The following is a 20,115-nucleotide window of genomic DNA, read 5'->3' as shown; positions in this document are numbered from 1 at the left end:
ATGCTCGCCGGGTGGCGGCCGATGGGCTAGGGGATGGCGATGTCGGACGCGGTGGAGATTGTCGGAGCCGGGCTCGCCGGGTGCTGTCTGGCGTGGCGCCTGAGGGAGCGCGGGGTGGAAGCGCGGCTGGTGGACGACGGCCGGAGCGGGGCTGCGTCGAAGGTGGCGGCGGGACTGGTGAATCCGGTGACGGGGAAGAATTTCGAGCCGAGCTGGAGGATCGGTGAGTTCCTTCCTGAAGCGGTCGAATTCTTCGAGCGGGCGGGCGCGGAATTGGGGCGTCAGCTATGGTTTCCGCTGCCGGTGGTGCGGCTGGTCACGGAAAAGGACTGGAAGAAGGTCGCGGGGAAGCTGGATCGGCCGGATGTGGAATCTTGGGTCGAAAGGGTTGATGAGGAGGTCGACGGCTGGCGGGCCGCGGTGGTGTTGAAAGGAGGCGGGCGGGTGGATGTCAGTGGATTTTGCGAGGGAACGCGGGCGGCGTTTGAACATCGAACCCCGAACGTCCAACCCCGAACGTCGAAGGTTGTGAGATGCGGCGGTGTGTTTGACTTGGAGGCGGGAGTGTTGGGCGAACACCGAAGCGCGAAAGGCGAGATCCTGACGGTGAAGATTCCGGGTCACGATGGTTCGCGGATCCTGATCGGGGGTGGAGGTTGGCTGGTCCCGGTCGGTGAAGGGCTCTTCAAGGTGGGCGCGACCTACGAGTGGGATCAACTGGACGGCCAGCCGACGCAGGCGGGCCGGGAACGGGGCGAGGAAATCCTGCGGGCCTTGGGCGTGGGGGATTTCGAGGTCGTCGACCACGAGGCGGGGGTCCGGCCGATCGTGCGGCGCAGCATGCCGCTGATCGGGGAGGTGAATGGCGAGGTGGTGTTCAACGGCTTGGGGTCGAAAGGCTCGCTTTATGCGCCCGGAGTGGCGCGGAGGCTGGCGGAGTGGCTGGTGGACGGGGTGGAGATTGACGGGGAGTTGGATGCGGGGAGGTGGTTGGGTAGTTGAGAAGAAAAGGAGCGGGACGCTCCTGGCACGGACTGGAGCAGGATGCTCCAGCTACCTTGTGGCTTGCCATTTCGGGGCTTTGGTCCCATAGGGCCGCCGCAATTTCGCCGAATCCGCCGACGCCATGTCCTTGAATATCAGAAACCTCGCCATCATTGCCCACGTTGACCACGGGAAGACCACACTCGTGGACCAGCTCCTGCAGGCCGGGGGCACCTACCGGGACAACCAGGAGAAGCAGGAGCGGGCGATGGACTCGATGGACCTCGAGCGCGAGAAGGGGATCACGATCAAGGCCAAGAACACCGCCATTCTGTGGGAGGGCTACACGATCAACATCGTCGACACTCCGGGCCACGCCGACTTCGGTGCCGAGGTGGAGCGGGTGATGAAGATGGTCGACGGTGTGCTGCTGGTGGTCGATGCGACCGGCGGACCGCAGGCGCAGACGCGCTTCGTGCTGCGAAAGGCGCTCCAGGAAGGCCTCAAGCCGATCGTGGTGGTCAACAAGATCGACCGTGAGCTGGCGACGCCGATGAAGGTCCACGACATGGTGCTCGAGCTGTTCCTCGATCTCGATGCCTCCGAAGACCAGTTCGAGGCTCCGTTTCTCTATGGCTCGGCACGCGACGGCTACTTCATGGACTCGCCGGACGACGAGCGGAAGGACTGCGTGCCGCTGCTGAAGAAGATCGTCGAGTATGTGCCCGAGCCCGATGCCAGCGAGGACGCACCGTTCTCGATGCTCGTTTCGAACATCGACTGGGACGACTACGTCGGCCGTGTCGCGATCGGCAAGGTGCTCGGCGGCACCGTGAAGAAGGGTGATAACGTTTGGCTGCTCCGCAAGGACGGCACCAAAGTGCGCTCGAAGGTGATGAAGACCTTCTCCTACTCGGGCCTCGCTACGCAGGACTCGGAAGGCGGCAGCGCCGGAGGAATCGTCGGGATCGCGGCCGGAATCGAGGACATCGACATCGGTGACACGCTCGCCGCCAGCGAGGACGCAGAGCAGCTTCCCTTCGTTGCGATCGACCCGCCGACCGTGCAGATGGAATTCTCGATCAACGACGGACCGCTGGCCGGCAAGGACGGCAAGCACGTGACCTCACGCGCGATCTACGACCGCCTGATGCGCGAGGTGAAGACGAACATCTCGATCCAGGTTGAGGAAACCGGCCAGGCCGGCGTGTTCAAGGTCTCCGCGCGCGGTGCGATGCAGATCGCGGTGCTTGTGGAGACGATGCGCCGGGAGGGATTTGAGGTGCTCGTCTCGCGTCCGACCGTGATCTACCGCCGGGACGATGACGGACAGCTGCTGGAGCCGTTCGAGACGCTTTACGTCGAGGCGCCCGACGAATACTCGCAGGCGATCCTGAAGGCACTCAACAACCGCAAGGGGATGCTTGAGAACATGGAGGTCGAGGCAAGCGGCCGGACGCTGATCCAGGCGAAAATTCCGACCCGTGGGATCATCGGTTTCGAAAGCGAACTCGTGACCCTGACCTCAGGCCACGGGATCATGAGCCACCTTTTCGACGAGTATGCTCCGCATGCCGGGGAAATCACGACCCGCATCACCGGGACGCTGGTCTCCATGGAGAAGGGAGTCACCACGACGTATTCGCTGCAGGCGCTCGAGGAGCGGGGCATCCTGCTCGTTGGTCCAGGCGAGGAAGTCTACACCGGCATGCTGGTCGGTGAGAACCCGCGCGCCGACGACCTTCCGGTCAACCCGGTGAAGGAGAAGCACCTCGACAACATGCGTTCGGCCGGCAAGGACAAGACGTCCAAGCTCAGCCCGCCGAAGAAGTTCTCCCTCGAGCGTGCGATCGAATACATCGAGCAGGACGAGCTCGTCGAAGCAACTCCGAACCACCTGCGCCTGCGCAAGCGGATCCTCGACCCGCACGAGCGCAAGCGGATGGCGAAGGCTGCCAAGGCCTGAGGAGCGCTTGTTTTGTGACCCGCGGCATGGATGAAGCGGCTTGAAAAGCCGCTCTCCTCATTGCTGCCAGCGCCATGCTTCTGGCCACCAGCGGTAGCCGTTGGCTTCCGGGAGGATGTGGCCGATGCCGGGCCACGGAAGGTGGAAGCCGAAGCAACGGGTGCGCTTGGCGGCAGCTTCGGCCCAGAACTTCTTGCGGGTCACGACCGACTGCTCCGGGTCGTGGTCGAAGGCGATGGTCCAGTTCGGATCCGCGAACATCAGCAGGTGGTGATGCGCCAGATCCATCAGGTGCAGCAGTTCGTCATCGCCGGACGTGATGCGGAAGCAGGCATGGCCGGCGGTGTGTCCGGGAGCGGCATGCACCGTGACCAATCCGCCGAACAGCTGGTCTCCATCCTTCAGTGTCTCGGTGTTGGGCTCGAGGATGTCGAAATACTTGCGCGCGTCGGCGATCATTTTCGGCAGCGGCCCTTTGGCGCGTTTCGATTTCGAGAAATCGGGTTCGTTCGCCCTCCAGAAAGCCAGTTCATCCGGAAGCACGTGGAAAGCGGCATTGGGGAAAGCCGGCTTGCCGTCCGCCACGAAGCCATTGAGGTGGTCGGAGTGGGCGTGGCTGAGGAAGCCGGCGGTGACGTCGTCCGGAGCGATGCCGATCGATTTCAGACCGTCGGCGAACCAGCCGAGGCGCGGGCGCACCGGTCCGCCGAAGCCGGCATCGAAGAGGATAACCTCCTTATCCTTCCTGAGGACCAGCACATTGACGTAAAGCGGCAGTGCCCCCTCGGGCTCACCATGGTTGCCCATGACCTCACGCATTTCCGGATGCGCTTCCCGCGGCCACATCAGATCGAGGCCTTCGCCAAGCATCAGATTGGCGTCGGAAATCGACCACGCCTCGACCTCGCCGATCAGAAAAGGATAGACGAAGGGGCTGCGGAAGGGAGAGGCGTCCGGTGGTCCGGGAGGATTGGCGGCCGCCGCGTTTTGGCTGAACGAGGCGGCGAGGCCGGCGAGCGATGTGCCGATGAAGGTGCGGCGGTCTGGAACGGGCATGGCCCAGATTACGCCGCCGCGACTCCGGTCCTTTACTTGCTGACAAAGTCGAAGACAAAGGCGTCCTCTAGGTGGGGCCTGAGTCCCTTGACGAATTCCTGATGCGCCTCGTGCGGCAGATAGACGTCGAGCCCGGCCTTGTCCTTGAAGGTCACGATGAAGCCGTGGGTGAACCCCTTGGCTTTCTTTTCCGGGCTGATGTCGGTGCCCCACTCGAATCCGGTGATCGTGTCGATCTTCGAAGGCAGCGCGGCGAATTCCTTCTCGATCCGGGTGATTTCCTCGGCGGGCGTGCCTTCCTTGAATTTGAAGAACACGAGGTGGCGGTATTCGCTTTCGGCACGCGAGAATCCGGCGAGAGCGAGCAGGGCGACAACTGGCAGCAGGTATTTCAACATGCTCGCAGCCTCGGAAAGCGCGGCGGTTCTGTCAACCGGCCCGCTCAGGCGGACTTGCGGTGCCGGAATCTCCCGCTCAGGATCGCCCCATGGATACTCCTCCGCCGATGGCACCCACATCCGCCCAGCCGAAAACCTCCGGCCTTGCGATCGGGGCGCTGGTTTGCGGGATCCTCGGCTTCACGACGGCCGGGCTTTCCGGGCTGGCCGGAATCATCATGGGCCACATCAGCCTTTCGAGCATCAAGAAGTCCGGCGGAGCGCTGTCGGGCAAAGGGATGGCGATCGCAGGCCTGATCTGTGGATACCTGAGCTTCTTGATCCTTCCGGTCGCGGTGATCGCGGGTCTAGTGAGCCCGATGATCCTGCGGCAGAAGCAGGTGGCCGAGCGGACCGTGGTCATCAGCAACGTGAAGACGCTCGGTCTCTCGATGATCTCCTTCGAGCAGGCGTTCGAGGGCTTTCCGAAGGACGCTCTGGCGGATGAGGTGAACAAGCTGACCGGAGCGACCCTGCCGATGACCGGCAGCGATGTGCTGAACCAACTCGAGGCCTATTCCGTCGAGAATCTCTCGGAGTACCTGACCGTTCCCGACTATGCCGAGGGGAACTGGACCTACTTTCCTGATGCGGGTCTCTCCGATCCGCTCCTCGTTTCACCCGAGATGAAGGGCAAACTCGTCGTGCTCTACCCGGATGTCTCGGTATTGGTGGAGACCTCTAGTGGGCCGTTGGGCCAGTCGATCGAACAAGGGACCAGCGGCGGTGTCGAGATCCCCGCGATCCGGAAATGACGGGTTCCAGAATCCGTGGGTCTTTCCAATGGGCGCCGGACTCTTTCCGACGATGATCAGGACATGACAACGGCACCCACCCACAGCAAGGCGGTCGGCTACATCCTCTGGATTTTCGGATTCACCGGGTCGCACAGGTTTTATTTCGGCAAGCCGATCAGCGGAACGATCTGGTTCTTCACCGGTGGGCTGTTCCTGATCGGCTGGCTCATCGACGTCTTCCTGATTCCGCAGATGGAAAGGCAGGCGGCGAACCGGTATGCGGTCGGAAAGTACGACTACTCGGTTGCCTGGCTGTTCCAAACCTTCATCGGTCCGCTGGGCATCCACCGCTTCTACCTCGGGAAAATCGGCACCGGAATCATCTGGCTCCTGACGGGAGGCCTGTTTTTCATCGGCTACCTGTATGACTTCCTGACGCTCAATGGTCAGGTCGACGAGCGGAACCGGGAATCCGACTGAGCTTCCGGGCCTGTCACCAGCGCGGGCTTGCCATCCGCAGCGCGGGGGACTGAATGGCACCGATGAAAGCTCTCCGGTTTGTTCTCCTGTTGGCTGCGGGTGCCTTGTCTGCCGACGAGCCACCGATCCCCGCCTCGGCCCCGGTCGGGGAGATGGTCTTCGTGTCGTGCTTCAAGCAGACCATGGAGGCGCCGGCCTTTGAAGCGGCCGCCGCTCTGAAGCCGGATGTGTTCGTGTGGATGGGCGACAATGTCTACGGTGACACCGAGGACATGGCGGTTTTGCGCGCCAAGTATCAGGTCGCCCGCGAGCATCCGGCATACGCCGCGATCCGGGCGACTTCCCGCGTGATCGGGACGTGGGACGATCACGACTACGGAGCGAATGACGCCGGCAAGGAGTATCCGATGAAGAAGGAGGCGCAGCAGGTGTTTCTCGACTTCCTCGACGTCCCGGAAGCCAGCCCGCGCAGAACGCAGGAGGGCGTCTACAGTGTCGCCGACTTCGGCCCTCCCGGTCAGATGGTGCGGGTCATCCTGCTCGACACCCGGTACTTCCGCGATCCGGTCGGCTCGGATGGAACGATTCTCGGCGAGGCCCAGTGGCAGTGGCTGGAGAAGGTTCTTTCGGGCAGCACGGCCAAGGTAAACATCCTCGTGTCATCGATTCAGGTCCTGCCAAGCGAGCACCGGTGGGAAAAGTGGGCAAACTTTCCGAAGGAGCGGAAGCGTCTACTGGATCTGCTTGCGAAGCCGGAAATGCCTCCCGTGCTTCTCATCAGTGGTGATCGCCACGTGGCTGAACTCTCGCTCGATTCCCAGACCTGTGGCTACCCGCTCTACGAGATGACTTCGAGCAGCCTTAACCTTCCCCTTGGAAAAGGTGACGAGCCGAACCGCTACCGTGTGAGCGAGTTGTTCCGCCCTTCGAACTTCGGCACTGTCAGCGTCGACTGGAGCCGGCCGGTGCCGGTGGTCACGGCTTGCGTCCGGGATGAAGCCGGGCGGCCGCAGAGGGCGGTCAGTCTCACGCTGGAACGCTGAGCAATCAAAAACTCAGGCCGAGCGCCGGCGGCGCAGAAGCCCGAGCAGCCCGAGGCTGCCGAGCAGCGCGATCCCAGGCTCCGGAATGGACTCAATCATCACGTTGTCGAACGCGATGTCCTCGTCTCCGGAATCGAGGTCGATGGTGATACGGAGGTCGAGCGAGCTTCCGGTTCCGGAAATCGTCGAGAAGTAGCGGGTGAAGCTGTCCGTGATGACGGCTCCGTCCCCGATTCCATCGAAGTCGGTATCGATCAAGGGGGCGGTATTGAAGGTGGTGCCGTCGTTTTCGATCGCGAAGAGGTTCTGGAATCCTCCACCGTCGATTTGGAACTCCACGAGCACAAAGTCGTCTGCGCTGTCCCAGTCCTCGTTGGTGCCGTCGTCGTCCTCGGCCCAGAACGCCGAGAATCGCAGATTCCCGTATCCGGTGATGTCGATACCGGTCCACGTGATCGTCGCCTGGGCTCCGGCCGCGTTCGGATCGCCAGTACCGTTGGCGTCCATGTCCTGGCCTCCGAAGTAGCCGCTGCCCTGGAGATTGGAGTAGACTATGTTCGTTCCCACCGAGATTCCGTCGGGCGCGACCCGGCCGAAGTAGTCGTTGGAACCGTCACTCGTTTCCGAGATGCTCGTCGTGTAGCCCACGGTCGAATCCTCGAAATCCTCAAGAAGCAGGGTGACGCCGGGAAGAACCGAGGGACTGGCTGCGACGGCAAGGGCGATGAATCGGAGGTTCATGAGGGGAGTAGTAGGGAGTCTAGGCATCCCAGCGGAGCAGCCATGGTGCCGGGAAGGGGATCTCCGTCACAAGACTGTGACTTCGCCCGCTTCGGAAGCACGGAAGATGCCACTTGGGACGCTCTTTGAACGTCGCAGCGGCGGTTCTTCGGAGCTCCTCAGGTCACCACCTCGCCGCGGGCCATCACGACCTTGCCGGTGCGGACCGTTTCGATGATCTCGAACTGCGAGAACATCGCCACGGCGGCGTCGATCTTGAGGCTGTCGCCGTTGATCATGACGATCATCGAGGTCGGCGTGAGGTCGACGGTCTTGCCGCCGAAGTGCTCGCAGATCTGGAGCGCCTGGGAGCGGTCGTCGGGCGAGCACTTGAGCTTGATCAGCACCAGTTCCTTGGTGACCGAGTCGTCGCTGGTGTGCTCGAAGCAGTGGATCACGTCGATCAGCTTGCTGACCTGCTTGATGATCTGGTCGAGGCCGTCCGGGTCGCCGGAAATGCCGATCGTCATGCGCGAGTAGCGGATGTCGCGGCCGCGCGAGACGACGAGCGAGTCGATGTTGAATCCGCGGCGTGCGAAGACCTGGCAGATCCGCATCAGGACGCCGGCCTTGTTGTTGACGAAAACGGAAAGGGTGTGGGTCGCCGTGTCGCTATTCGGCGCCACGGGCGTGTCAGTGGTGACGATGGTGCTCATGGGAAAATCGAAATCTTAAACGTTAAACTTCAACAGGGTGAGGGCTTTTCCGGGTGCCAACACCTTCGGGTTTGGAGTTTTAAATTTGAGGCTTCCGACCGTCAGGTCGAACCGGTCGGCTTGGCCATCTTGGTCTTCGGCGGCTCGGTGAGCATGTCCTCGAGCGCGGCGCCGGCCGGAATCATCGGGAAGACGTTGTCGGTCTTCACGCACTCGGCGTGGATCAGGATCGGTCCCTCATTGTATTCGAGTGCCTTCTCCACCATCCGCGAAACGTCGGCCGGGCGCTTGATGTTCACGCTCGGGATGCCGTAGGCGGCGGCGAGCTTGCAGAAGTCCGGGTTGCCGGCGAGGTCGACGCCCGATTCGCGGTTCTCGAAGAACAACTCCTGCCACTGGCGGACCATGCCGAGGTAGTGGTTGTTCAGAACGACGATCTTGATCGGCAGCTTGTGGATGGCCGCGGTCGCGAGTTCGAACAGGGTCATCTGGAAACCTCCGTCGCCGGAGATCGAGATCACCGTCTTTTCCGGGCAGGCGAGCTGGGCGCCGATGGCGGCGGGGAAGCCGAAGCCCATGGTGCCGGCACCGCCCGACGACAGCCACTCGTAGGGCCGGTCGTTGAGGAAGAACTGCGCGGCCCACATCTGGTGCTGGCCGACGTCGGTCGAGACGATCGCCTTGCCTTCGGTCTGCTTGTAAAGCTCCTGGATGACCTGCTGCATCCGCAGGCCGCCCTGTTTCTTGAAGCCGAGCGGGTACTTCTTCTTGTAGCCGTTGAGGTTCGCGAGCCACTCGCTGGTTTCGAGCTTCGAGGTCCGCTTGTTGAGCTCGCTGAGCGCTGCCTTGGCGTCGCCGACGATCTGCACGTGAGGCACGATCATCTTCGCCATCTCGGCGCGGTCGATGTCGATGTGGATGATCTTGGCATTGCGGCCGAACATGTGCGGCTTGCCGATGATCCGGTCATCGAAGCGGGAGCCGACATTGAGGATCAGGTCGGCTTCCACCATCGCCTTGTTGGCGTAGGCGGTGCCGTGCATGCCGAGCATGCCGAGCGAGAGGTCGTGGGTTTCCGGGAACACGCCCTTGCCAAGCAGGGTGGTGGTGACCGGGCAGCCGAGTTTTTCCGCCAGCTCCATCAACTGCTCGCCGGCGCGGGCGATCATCGCACCTTGGCCGGCGAGGATCACCGGACGCTTGGCGTGGGAAATCATCTGCACCGCCTCGTCGACCGCGTCGCTGTCGATATTGAAGGCCTCCTCCGGATTGTAGCCGGGCAGGTCGATGTCAGGATCAAGGTCGCCGTTGAACTCGCCTTGGGAAATGTCCTTCGGGATGTCGATGAGCACCGGTCCGGGACGGCCGGTGGTCGCGATGTAATGAGCCTCGCGGGCGATCTTCGGCAGGTCGTTGGTCTCCTTGACGAGGAAGTTGTGTTTCACCACCGGCATCGTGATGCCGAAAATGTCGGCCTCTTGGAACGCGTCCTTGCCGAGCATCCACGTCACCTGCTGGCCGCAGATCACGAGCATCGGCACCGAGTCCATCTGGGCGGTCATCAGGCCGGTCACGGTGTTGCCGGCGCCGGGGCCGGACGTCACCAGCACCGCGGCGGGCTTGCCGGTCGCGCGGGCGTAGCCGTCGGCCATGTGCACCGCACCCTGCTCGTGACGGACCAGAATGAACTTCATCTTGGTCTTGACCGTTTCCAGCGCGTCAAAGATGGGGATGGCCGCACCTCCGGAGTATCCGAAGATGTATTCGATGCCGAGATCGTCGAGGGTCTTGATCAGGGCCTGGGCGCCGTCGAGTTGCTCCTTGCTCATGAAAGTTGGGGTTGCAGGGCGAAAGAGGGGGTATTTGCCGCCGATTTACAATGCGAAAATTGGCGATTCGGGTCCAAATGTTGGAATTGAATTAGCGGATCGTGCTGAAAGTTGAGGATTTTCGGTGAAGTTGCCGATTTCGCTCTCTGATTGGAGTGAAAGTCTAACGAGAGAACTTGAATCGGTACTGACGGATCCCGATGGTCCGCCTGCGTGGTTCGTAGTTCCCCCTTCAGGGGGCTGCGGAGCCACGAGCTGCGGAGGATGGGGGCCTGAGTCACGGGGAACTCGTCCCGCCTCCAGCCTCCTGAAGGCGGAACTGCAAACCCCGGTCGCGGGCCGGGTTCATGGGGACGGGCGTTTCACCACTTCCCCTAGGGCGAGGGGACCGGAGTGATCGCCTGATAGAAAGCCGCCGGGGCAGGGGGGGCGGGGTCGGTGAAGACCACGATGCCGTCGTCTCCCGCCACCGCCGTCGACAGGATGAACCAGTCGACGAGGTTCAGGCTCCGCTGAAACCCGTATTCGACCCCCGGTGTGAGGTGGAAGACGGCCTCGACCTGACCGGCGCCGGGCATGCCGCCCGGAAGGAAGCTGATCAGGTCACTGCCGTCGGGGTCGATCGGTTGGTAGGTGACCGACACGGAAACGGCCCCGACGACCGAGCCGCCCTGTCCGTCCTCGATCGTGACCGCAAAGCTGTCCGATCCGTAGAATCCTGGAGGCGGGGTGTAGGTGAGATCGGAAACTCCGAGGACGACATCGCCGTTTTCCACGCTGGGGTCGGCAGCGGATATGAGGTCAGGAGTGCCGCCGTCCAGGTCGCTGGCATTGGCAAGGATCGAGGCGATCGGGATCACCGCGCTGGTGCCCTGCTGCACGGCGAATGTGTAACCGCTGAAGGTGGGCGGCTGGTTCGCTCCCGAGACTTCAAGAACTGCGGTCTCTGAGGTGGTGGATCCGAGATTGGCCCCTGTGACGACCACCGAGTAGGAACCGGGATCGCCTCCGTCGACCGATGTCAGTTCAAGCCAGGCGGCATTGGTTCCGACCGGGGAGCCGTTGTGATACCACTGGTAGTTGAAGGGGCCGTCGCCTTCGACGATGACCGAAAAGGTGACGTCTTCGCCCGCGGCGACCGAGCGGTCGCAGGGGTGGACGAGGATCGTCGGTGCGGGGCCGGTGGCGGTGCCGCCCGGATGGACGAGCACGTAGAGATTCCGGGTCGCGTAGCTGGCGCCGTTCTCGGTCAGGGTCCAGTCGAGTCGTGACGGGTCGCCGGTGTTGTTGCCGATTCCCATTTCGCTGGCTCCACCGGAATTCGCGCCCCAGTTGTTGTAGGCGAAGAGCGTCTGTGAGGCGCCGTGGTTGTGGACCTGCATCGATCCGTGACCTCCGGGTGTCATGGTGTCCCCGAAGTCGTAGTCGGCACCGCTGGCACCGGGGATTCCGAGCGCGTTGACCTCGTCGTAATTCCCTCCCCAGAACTCGATGTTGCCGGTAGCGATGCCGTTGCCCGTGATGATGCCGGGAACGTTCGAGGCCACGTTCATGTTCGTCACGATCTGCTGGAAAGGCGTCGAGGTAACCTGGGAACTCGGGACGCCGGTCTCCGCGATCGCCGTCGTGTGCGGGTCGAACGAGGCGTAGACCCAGTCGCCGTCGAGCTCGAAGAGGTAGGCGACCCTGTCGAACAGGATCTCACCGTATTTCGCCTCGTCGACGCCGTAGGTGACCGCGTTGAAATTCCAGCGCGGTTTGGTGACGGGGACATCGAGGTGGTAGATCAACTCCATTCCGGGATCCGGCACGTTGGCCAGAATCGCAGGCGCGTCGTAGGCGGTGAAGTCGACCGTCGAACCCGGAACGATCTCGGCTCCCCCGGTCCGGTCGCGCACGCCGGTGACCTCGACCGTGTAGAGCGCTCCGGCGACTTGGGCGGCGGTGGTGACGGCGATCTCGCGATTCCCGGGAAGCAGGGTGGCACCGGTGATCGCGGGACCTCCGTCGATGAAGAAGTGGGCGGGGTCGGCGGAGTCATCCGTCAGCTCGCGGTCGAAGCTCACGATAAAGCGGTCGAGCGTGGTCGATCCGATCGCATTCTCGATTTCCGGAGCGCCGTCGGCGGGTAGGACGAGCACGTGGAGCCTGCGGACGAGGTCGTAGTCGCCGGCGTTGTAGGTAAATGTCCAGTCGGGGTCGTTGTTGGTCAGGGCGGGATTGGTGCCGATGCCGACGGCCAGTTCGTTGGTCGTGTTGCCGTTGTTGCCCCACTTGTTGAGGGCGAAGACCGTCTCGCCGGCTCCGGGATTGTGGATCTGCATCGACCCGTGGCCGTAGCCGGTTCCCGCACCACCGTCACCGAAGTCGAACAGCGCGCTGCTGGCACCGGGAATGCCGACGTCGTTGTTGGCGTTGTAGTTGCCGGGCCAGAACTCGAGGTTGCCTTGCAGTCCGCTGCCTTCGGTGACGTTGGGGCTGTTGGAGATCACCGTCATGTTCGTCACGTACTGCTGCCACAGCGCGCCGGACGCGACCGTCGGGACGCCGATTTGCCCGCGGTTCTGGGTGAAGGGATCCATCGAGACCCAAACGAAGGTGGGTTCCGGATCGCCGGTCTTCTGGAGCTCCATGTAATAGGCGACGCGACTGAATGCAGCGCTACCGAAGCTGTTGTTGAGCGTGTAGTCCGTGAAGCCGGCACCGGGCACGGCAAGGTTGCCGAGCTCCGGAATGTCCAGCGTGTAGACCAATTCGTATCCGGCGGATTCCGGGACGTTCGTGGTGACTTCGGCAGGCAGGTCGGACGGCAGCACCAGCACGTGCAGCGTGCGCTTGATGTAGCTGCCGGCGTTGTCCTCAAAGGTCCAGTCGGTGCCGTTGCCGGGGTTCGGGTCGTTGCCGATGCCGAGGCAGAGTGGATTGCCATCGACACCGAAGCGGTTCAGCGCCCAGAGGGTCTGCGCAGCGCCATAGTTGTGTACCTGCATGCAACCGTAGCCGACGGCCGTGGTGCGGTTATCGCCGAAGTCGAAGGTGCCGCCGTTGGCGCCTGGAACTCCGAGGGAGTTCCCTTGGTTATAGCTGCCGGGCCAGAACTCGATATTGCCGGTGCCGAGTCCGGTGCCGGTGACGATGCCCGGCTGGTTGGAAAGGACATCGAGGTTGTCGACATACTGCTGGAAGATCGCGCCGGACGCGTCGGTCGGGACGCCGATCCGTCCCTTGTCCTGGGTGAAGGCGTCCATCGCGGTCCAGATGTACTCGGTGGTGACGCCGTCATCGAGTTCGAGGAAATAGGCAACCCGCGAGAAGGTTCCGGGCTCGGCGCTGCGATCGATCGCGTAGCGGTTCGCGCTGTTGAGATTGCCGGTGGCTGGAATATCGAGCGAGTAGACCAACTCGTAACCGTCCGCCGCCGCACCAACGCTGTCCGTGATTTCCGGCGGAAGCGCTGCCGGAAGCACCATCACGTGGAGGGTGCGCTTCGTGTACTCCGTGCCGGCGTTGTCGGCGAAGGTCCAGTCGACGCCACCGTTGGTCGGACTCGGGTCGTTGCCGATACCGACGCAAAGCGGATTGCCGTCGACGCCGAAACGGTTCAGCGCGAACACCGTCTGCCCGGCGCCGTGATTGTGAACCTGCATGGACCCGTAGCCCGGGCTGGTGGTGAAGTTGTCGCCGAAGTCATAAGTTGCTCCGCTTGCTCCCGGTATCCCCGCGGTGTTTCCCTGATTGTAGCTGTTCGGCCAGAACTCGATGTTACCGGTCGCAAGGCCGAGTCCGGTCGTCAGTCCCGCTTTGTTGGAAATGATGTCGAGGTTGCTTACGAGTTGTTGGAAGCGCGCACCGGTGGAAACGGTGGGCACCCCGAGCTTGTCCTTTTCCTGGGTGAAGGGATCCATCGAAACCCAGACGTAGTTGGTCGTGGCGCCGGACTGCAGCTCCATGTAGTAGGCAACGCGTGAGAACGATCCCGGCTTGTCGCTGTTGTCGATCCGGTAGGCTGCGGAACCGAGCGCGTTGAAGTTGCCGGTGACGGGAATGTCGAGCGAGTAGACGAGTTCGTAGCCGTCCGCCGCCGCGCCGACACTGGCGACGACTTCGGCGGGGAGCGCGGCGGCCGTGACCGCGATGCTCGAGCCGGGTGCGATCACGTTGGCGTTCTGTGAGGTGTCGCGGAGGTTGTCGGCGGTCAGAGTCAGCGCTGCGGCGGGCAGGGGAGTGGTGTTGAGGATGACCGTGCGCCGGTCGTCTCCCACGCTGACGCTCAGGACCGATACGCCCTCGTCGACGGAGAAGTTCTCCGGTAGCAGCGTGTCGTAGCGGATCGGCTCGCTGAAGGTCACGATGATGCTTTCACCGTCGAATCCCGCTTCGGCGGAAACCAAGGTCGGTGAGGTGAGGTCACCGGTCGTGCGAACCAGAACCTGCAGCTTCTTGATCGTGTAATCGGCGGCGTTGTCGGCAAAGGTCCAGTCGGGGTTGCCGGACGGTTGGTTGCCGATGCCGACGCAGGCATTGCCGGCCGCACCGCCCCAGCGGCTGAACGAGATCACGGTCTCCGCGGCGGACGTGTTGTGGATCTGCATCGAACCGAAGTCGCCGGGCGAGATGTTGTCACCGAAGTCGTAGACTGCGTCGCTGGCACCCGGAACGCCTGCTCCGTTGGGCGCCTGGTAGTTGGTCGGCCAGAATTCGAGGTTGCCGGTCAGTCCTTCGCCGACATCCACGCCGGGGACGTTCGAGACGACATTCAGATTGCTTACCGACTGCTGGAAGGTCACCCCGGTGGCGAGTGTGGGCACCCCGATGTGTGCGGCGTCGGTGTCGAACGCGTCCATCGAAGCCCACGCATACTGGAGTTCGCCGCCCGGAGTCTGGAGCTCCATGTAGTAGGCGACCCGGTCGTAGGTGCCGATGCTGACGTGGGTGTCGACGCTGTACGGCACGGGCGCGATCTTGTAGTTCGCGGCGTTGGGGAGATCGAGCGAGTAGACGAGAGTGTAGCACTCGGACTCTTCGACGTTGTTGTCGTAACCCGGCGCGATCTGACTGACGAACTCGGCAGTCGACGCGGGGGCGATCGTGTTCGGAACCGGGGCGACGTCCTCAACGTTGCTGACCGTGAGCGTGTAGGTGGTCGAGGGAGCCAGCGGATCGGTCGTCAGGATCACGTCCCGCTCGTTGGAGGCGAGCACGGCGGAGATTACGCTGATGCCTCCGTCGAGTGAGTAGTTCGCGGCGTTCTCGGCGGTCGTCGGGTCGAGCTGCTTATTGAAATTCACCACCACTTCACCCGGCGATGGTGTGGCGTGGACGCGGACGAGTTCGGGTGCGACACCGTCTCCCGGATTCAGATAGGCATCGACCGCATCGAACCACGCCGCCGCCATCTTGTCGTAGCCGTTTTGGTCCGGGTGCAGGTTGTCCGGCATGTCGCTGAGCGGCACTTCGGAGCGCATGTCGAGGAACGAGACCAGATTGCCGGCCGCGATCTGGTCGTTGACGACGTCCTGCACGAACGGATTGAACTGGCTCTGGATGTCGGTGTTCTGCGGCTCGCCCCGTTCCATCAGATTGGTGACGATGATGTGGGCGTCGGGGCGCAGGCCCGCCATCTTGGTGATCAGGTCATCCAGTCGGTTGATCGCGTTCGGCGTGTCGAAGTTCTGGCCGAAGTCATTGGTTCCGATGTGCAGCAGGATGATGTCCGGGCTGATCGTGCTGAACCATGTCGGTGCATTGGCATCGAGCTGGTCGATGCGCCAGCCGCCGTGTCCTTCGTGTTCCTTCTCGACGAGCAGCTCGCTGTTCACAGTCAGGCTCCCGACGTAGTCGATATCGTAGCCAGCGGTGGTGAGCAAATCGTAGAGCGGGCCGCGGTAGCCGCCGGTCCCGTCGGGGCTGTCGAACGAGGAGCCGTTGGTGATCGAGTCGCCCATCGGCATGATGCGGATGACCGGGACGGCTTCGGTCAGAACGGGGGCAAGGCCAAGCGCGAGCGCAAGCAGGAAGGCTGCTTTCATGGGTTTTCGGAGGATTTGTTGAGCTGTGGGTTTATGCGGCCCGGATTGGATTCAGGCGCGCATTTGAGCAGATTGGGTCAGCATGCCGTGGCAGGTCCATCCCAAAGTAAGTGCGCCTCGCTCTGTCGCTCTCACCCCGGTCTGGAGGCTTGCCACGGTGGTTCGTAGTTCCCCCTTTAGGGGGCTGCGGAGCCCTGTGCAGCGGAGGATGAGGTGTTTTGTGAGTCACCGGAAACTCATCCCGCCCCCGGCCGCCTGAAGGCGGAACTACAAACTTCAGTGGCGGGGGTGCGGGACGGATTCGGGGGTCGGAGAGGGTGGCGCATGCCGCGACTTGGAGTGGCGCCGAAAAATCCTTTCCCGTCGGGAGCGCCTAAAGGCGGAACTACGAACCCCGGTCGCGGGCCTTGGCGTTACTTCCCGGCTAGCCCCTTCAGCGAGTCCAGCAGCGCCGCGATGGTTTGCAGCGAGTTCCCCTCGAGTCGGTTGTTCACGTAAACGTAGCCCTTGCGTTTCTTCGGCTTCTTTTCCGATTCGAGCACGAATCGCTCCGCCGCCTCGCGGGCTTCGGGCCGGACTTCCTGGGTCCGGTCGTAGGGCTGAAACGACTCGACCGCTTCCTTGTAGCGCCGTCCGGGCTTGAGCAGCAGGCGCATGCCGCAGGCGGCTGAAAGGGTCGACGGACTCCGGAGATCGAGCTGTTCGCCGCTGGGCGGCATCCGCTCCCAGTGGTTGTAGACATGGCCGACGCTTCGCCGGTCGAGCAGGTCGAAGTACTCGGGCCGCAGTAGCGACGGGTTGCGAAGCTCGACTCCAAAGTCCCACTCATCGGTCGGCAGCGCGGCGAGAAAGCGGTCAAGGGCGTCGAGGAAGTCGCGGCCTCGCTCGAAGTCGCCCTTTCGGAAGCGGGTGAACTCGAAGATCAGCAGCCCGGTCTTCTTCCGGTAAGGTGCCAACGGCTTCAGGAAGGACTGGAGAAACACGCCCGCATCGAGAAACACCGGATTCGTCTTCCCCGCGTGGCTGCCGTGGCGGGGGAGGTTCGGGAAATGGCGGGTCGTGACGGTATCGGTGACCTTGTGTGAAAAGCGGAAGCCGTCCGGCACCTGGTCATGGATCCCGGCGAGGAACTTTGGATCGGGAAAGCGGTAGAAGGAGGCGTCGACGCAGACGCTGGAAAAAACCTCCGCATATTCTGCCAGGCATTCGCGTTCGAACCGCGCGTTGCTGAATTTCGAACGGGTGAGGTAGCGCTGCTCTTCGTAGAGCTGGCCCAGCCAGCCGGGGTATTTCCACGAAGAGGTCCCGAGGAAGACCCCGTCCGCCGCGAGGGACGAGAGCAGGTCCTGCTGATCCGGGGAGAACGGCGACATGGGGGCAGGAGAGCATTGTCTTGCCGGGTGCGCACGCCTTCGTTAGATCCTTACCGACCGCCTTCCCGAGGAAGGCGTCCCATAACCCCAAAGACTATGTTCGAAATCATCGCTCAAACCAGCGCTCCGGCGCCCACCGAGATTCCCACTCCCAGCCCGATCGCATCCATTCTCGCCCTCCTGGTCGGGATCGGGATGTTGGTCTGCTGGATCATGGAGATCATGGCTGCGTTCAAGAAGGAGGAGAAGCCCACGATGGGCATCATCTCCCTCGTCGGCGGCCTGCTGTGCACCCCGCTGATCCCGCTCATCATCGGTTGGATCAACGCCAAGAAGTGGGGCATTCAGAAAATCATGCTGATCTGGACCATCCTGATCGTCGTCTTCGGCATCCTCTATGGCACGATCTTCGCGAGCATGATGTCGAGCTTGCCCACCCAACCGTAAGTCGATGACTTGCGGCGTTGCCGGCGGGCGCTAGCCTGCCGGCATGACGACCGTCCGCGAATTCGCCGAGCGAGTGCTCTTCGCGGATTCGCTGGACGACAAACTCGCGCCACCTCCGGCCTCCGGTCTGGAGGACTTGCGGCGCGGTGAAGCTCTTGAAACGCCTTCGGCCCCCGGTCGGCCGGAGGCGTTGCGTCTTTCGGGGCGCGGCGTGCGTGTCGCTTTTCCCAAAGCATCGGGCATCGATGACGACCGCGAGCGCGGCAAGCTGCTCCACTTCTTCGCCAACCACGAGCTGCTGGCGACGGAGCTTATGGCGCTGGTGTTGCTAAAGTTTCCCGACGCACCCGCGGAGTTCCGGGCCGGGGTGTTGAAGACGCTCAAGGAAGAGCAGATGCACACCAAGCTCTACCTGCGCCGCATGGCCGACTGCGGGGTGGAGTTCGGCGACCTGCCGGTGAACGGATTCTTCTGGAACATCGTCGCGCCGATGGCCACGCCGCTCGACTACGTCACGAGGCTGTCGCTCACCTTCGAGCAGGCGAATCTCGACTACTCGAAAGCCTTCGCGCGGGTCTTTTCGGAATCCGGCGACGCCGAAACGGCGGCCATCCTCGAGCGCATCCACCGTGACGAGATCAGCCACGTCCACTACGGTCTCGAGTGGTTCCGCCAGTGGAAGGCGAGGGGGGAGAGCGATTGGGACGGCTTCCGGCGCTGCCTCACCTTTCCTCTCACGCCGGCGAGGGCGAAGGGGATCCCGCCGTTCAATGCCGAGAGCCGCCGGTTGGCCGGGCTTGATGAGGACTTCATCCGACGGCTCGAGGTGTGCGAGTTCTCCCGCGGACGTACCCCGGTTCTTCATTGGTTCAATCCGAGTGCCGAGTCCCACGCCCGCGCCGCGGCCATGGGCAAGCGCTGGCAGCCTGACAAGGTATCGCTCTCCCTCGAGCACGATTTGGAGGTATTGATGTTCGCCTGTTGTCGTCGCGACGATGCCCTCCTCATGCGTCGCCCGCCCTCGGTCGAGCATCTCGCGCGACTCAAAGCCGCCGGTTTCGACCTCCCGGAGATCATCAAGGAGCGGGACCGTTCCGGTCCCGATTCCCCCGAGCCGTCCCGCAAGCTCTCCGGCCTCCGCCCGTGGGCCTGGTCGCCTGATGCCTCCGAGGCGCTGCGCCGATTCGCCGGCGACGTCGCTCCGGGCATGGAGCATCCGTGGCGGGAGCCGCTTCCAAGCGAGTGGTTTTCCAAAGCCATCGGTCTCAAGCTTGAGCAAGCCCTCGGTCCTGTTCCGGAGACGGGCCAGTTGCTGCACGATGCGGAGTCGGTGACCGAGGCGATCGCCCGCCATCTCAGTCCTTCCTCCTCGTTATCGTCCTCCTGCTCGTCCTCGAATCCGAACCCGGTGAACGAGAACGAGAACGAGAACGAGAACGAGAACGAGGACCCGACGACGCAGGCTCTGCTGAAAGCGCCTTTCGCCTGCTCCGGCCGGGGCCATCTCAGGGTCAACTCGCAGAGCCACCCGGAGAAAACCCGAGGCTGGATCGACAACACGCTTGCCGCCCATGGCGCGGTTGTCGTCGAACCCTGGCTCGACCGCGTGCTCGATTTTTCCGCGCTCTACGACGCGAAGCCGGGAGGGGCCGTGGAACTCCTGGGCTTCACGGTCATTGAGAACGATCCGGCCGGCCGCTTCGTCGGCATCCGGGTCGGTCCCAAGTGGGGAAACCTCATCCCCGAGTCCATCGCGGCGTTCCTCTTTCGTGAAGCCCGTGTCCTCGATCTCTACGGCAAACGGCTCCCGCCTCTCCTCGCCGACTTGCTCCCGGGCTACGAGGGTCCCCTTTGCATCGACGCCATGGTCCACCGCCGTGCCGACCGGTCATTGGCGTTGAAACCGATCGTCGAACTCAACGTCCGTTTCACCATGGGGCGCTTGGCTTGGGAATGGATGAAACGCAGCGGCAACCAGCCGTGTCGTCTTCGGCTCCTACGAAAGGCCGCAATGTCCGCCGCTGAAATCGAAGCGATGTCGACAGGTCGCAATCATCTTCTGAACGACCCAACCCGGGCCGAACGGTTTCTCGCCGAATGGTCCGTCGGCTTCGCGGCTCCGGACGAGTGATCCGGCTCGTTTTCTTTGGGATCGGTCTTGGTCAATGAGCCCGGTTCAACCCCCGGAAAGATCGATACGTCGGGGGTTTCGGCCGGCTGGCCAGTGACGGGATCCACCTATTTTCGCAGTCCTCGGAATCGCGAACACGCCGGTCATCGATGGGGTAGGTAAAGTGC

14 protein-coding genes are annotated in these 20,115 nt (G+C 63.0%); 7 read left to right on the top strand and 7 right to left on the bottom strand.

Going from position 1 to position 20,115, the window contains the following annotated elements; all coding sequences use genetic code 11:
• Nucleotides 1–39: 39 nt before the first annotated feature.
• Both HAHE_RS03175 and typA read left to right on the top strand, forming a co-directional pair.
• Nucleotides 40–1,002: an FAD-dependent oxidoreductase gene (locus HAHE_RS03175; RefSeq protein ID WP_338688574.1), complete on the top strand. Its 963-nt coding sequence runs from the start codon at nt 40–42 to the stop codon at nt 1,000–1,002.
• Between the two features lie 124 nt (nt 1,003–1,126).
• Complete coding sequence (gene typA, locus HAHE_RS03170; protein ID WP_338688572.1) at nt 1,127–2,950, top strand: translational GTPase TypA; 1,824 nt, start codon at nt 1,127–1,129, stop codon at nt 2,948–2,950.
• 57 nt (nt 2,951–3,007) lie between these two features.
• Here the strand turns inward: typA and HAHE_RS03165 are convergent, their stop codons facing one another.
• Together HAHE_RS03165 and HAHE_RS03160 are read right to left on the bottom strand one after the other, a co-directional pair.
• Nucleotides 3,008–4,006, bottom strand: a complete 999-nt coding sequence (locus tag HAHE_RS03165; protein ID WP_338688570.1) for an MBL fold metallo-hydrolase — start codon at nt 4,004–4,006, stop codon at nt 3,008–3,010.
• A 32-nt stretch (nt 4,007–4,038) separates the two neighbouring features.
• A complete protein-coding gene (locus HAHE_RS03160; RefSeq protein WP_338688568.1) occupies nt 4,039–4,404 on the bottom strand; it encodes a Dabb family protein in 366 nt (121 codons plus the stop codon).
• A gap of 107 nt (nt 4,405–4,511) precedes the next feature.
• On the opposite strand from HAHE_RS03160, the gene HAHE_RS03155 reads away from it, so the two are divergent.
• The 3 genes from HAHE_RS03155 (at nt 4,512) to HAHE_RS03145 (ending at nt 6,703) form a co-directional block, all read left to right on the top strand.
• Nucleotides 4,512–5,198, top strand: a complete 687-nt coding sequence (locus tag HAHE_RS03155; RefSeq protein WP_338688566.1) for a DUF4190 domain-containing protein — start codon at nt 4,512–4,514, stop codon at nt 5,196–5,198.
• Nucleotides 5,199–5,261: 63 nt separating this feature from the next.
• Nucleotides 5,262–5,660, top strand: coding sequence for a TM2 domain-containing protein (locus HAHE_RS03150; protein WP_338688564.1), 399 nt, complete (start codon nt 5,262–5,264; stop codon nt 5,658–5,660).
• Nucleotides 5,661–5,722: 62 nt separating this feature from the next.
• Entirely contained in the window at nt 5,723–6,703 is a 981-nt protein-coding gene (locus tag HAHE_RS03145) for an alkaline phosphatase D family protein (RefSeq protein WP_338688562.1), read from the top strand.
• A gap of 12 nt (nt 6,704–6,715) precedes the next feature.
• Here the strand turns inward: HAHE_RS03145 and HAHE_RS03140 are convergent, their stop codons facing one another.
• The 5 genes from HAHE_RS03140 to HAHE_RS03120 all read right to left on the bottom strand — a co-directional run bounded on the left by HAHE_RS03140 (nt 6,716) and on the right by HAHE_RS03120 (nt 17,370).
• Complete coding sequence (locus HAHE_RS03140; RefSeq protein WP_338688560.1) at nt 6,716–7,444, bottom strand: hypothetical protein; 729 nt, start codon at nt 7,442–7,444, stop codon at nt 6,716–6,718.
• Nucleotides 7,445–7,602: 158 nt separating this feature from the next.
• Nucleotides 7,603–8,139: an acetolactate synthase small subunit gene (gene ilvN, locus HAHE_RS03135; protein WP_338688558.1), complete on the bottom strand. Its 537-nt coding sequence runs from the start codon at nt 8,137–8,139 to the stop codon at nt 7,603–7,605.
• Between the two features lie 101 nt (nt 8,140–8,240).
• Complete coding sequence (gene ilvB / locus HAHE_RS03130; RefSeq protein WP_338688557.1) at nt 8,241–9,968, bottom strand: biosynthetic-type acetolactate synthase large subunit; 1,728 nt, start codon at nt 9,966–9,968, stop codon at nt 8,241–8,243.
• A 374-nt stretch (nt 9,969–10,342) separates the two neighbouring features.
• Nucleotides 10,343–15,997, bottom strand: a complete 5,655-nt coding sequence (locus HAHE_RS03125; RefSeq protein WP_338688556.1) for a GDSL-type esterase/lipase family protein — start codon at nt 15,995–15,997, stop codon at nt 10,343–10,345.
• 413 nt (nt 15,998–16,410) lie between these two features.
• Entirely contained in the window at nt 16,411–17,370 is a 960-nt protein-coding gene (locus HAHE_RS03120; RefSeq protein ID WP_338688554.1) for a DUF72 domain-containing protein, read from the bottom strand.
• A 96-nt stretch (nt 17,371–17,466) separates the two neighbouring features.
• Here HAHE_RS03120 and HAHE_RS03115 point away from each other — a divergent pair, with 96 nt between their 5' ends.
• Nucleotides 17,467–17,817, top strand: a complete 351-nt coding sequence (locus tag HAHE_RS03115) for a hypothetical protein (protein WP_338688552.1) — start codon at nt 17,467–17,469, stop codon at nt 17,815–17,817.
• Between the two features lie 43 nt (nt 17,818–17,860).
• Nucleotides 17,861–19,948, top strand: a complete 2,088-nt coding sequence (locus tag HAHE_RS03110) for a DUF455 family protein (protein WP_338688550.1) — start codon at nt 17,861–17,863, stop codon at nt 19,946–19,948.
• The last annotated feature ends 167 nt before the right edge of the window (nt 19,949–20,115 follow it).

The sequence above is a fragment of the Haloferula helveola genome (assembly GCF_037076345.1).
GTDB lineage: Bacteria > Verrucomicrobiota > Verrucomicrobiia > Verrucomicrobiales > Akkermansiaceae > Haloferula > Haloferula helveola.
This window is presented reverse-complemented; position numbering and strand designations above follow the sequence as displayed.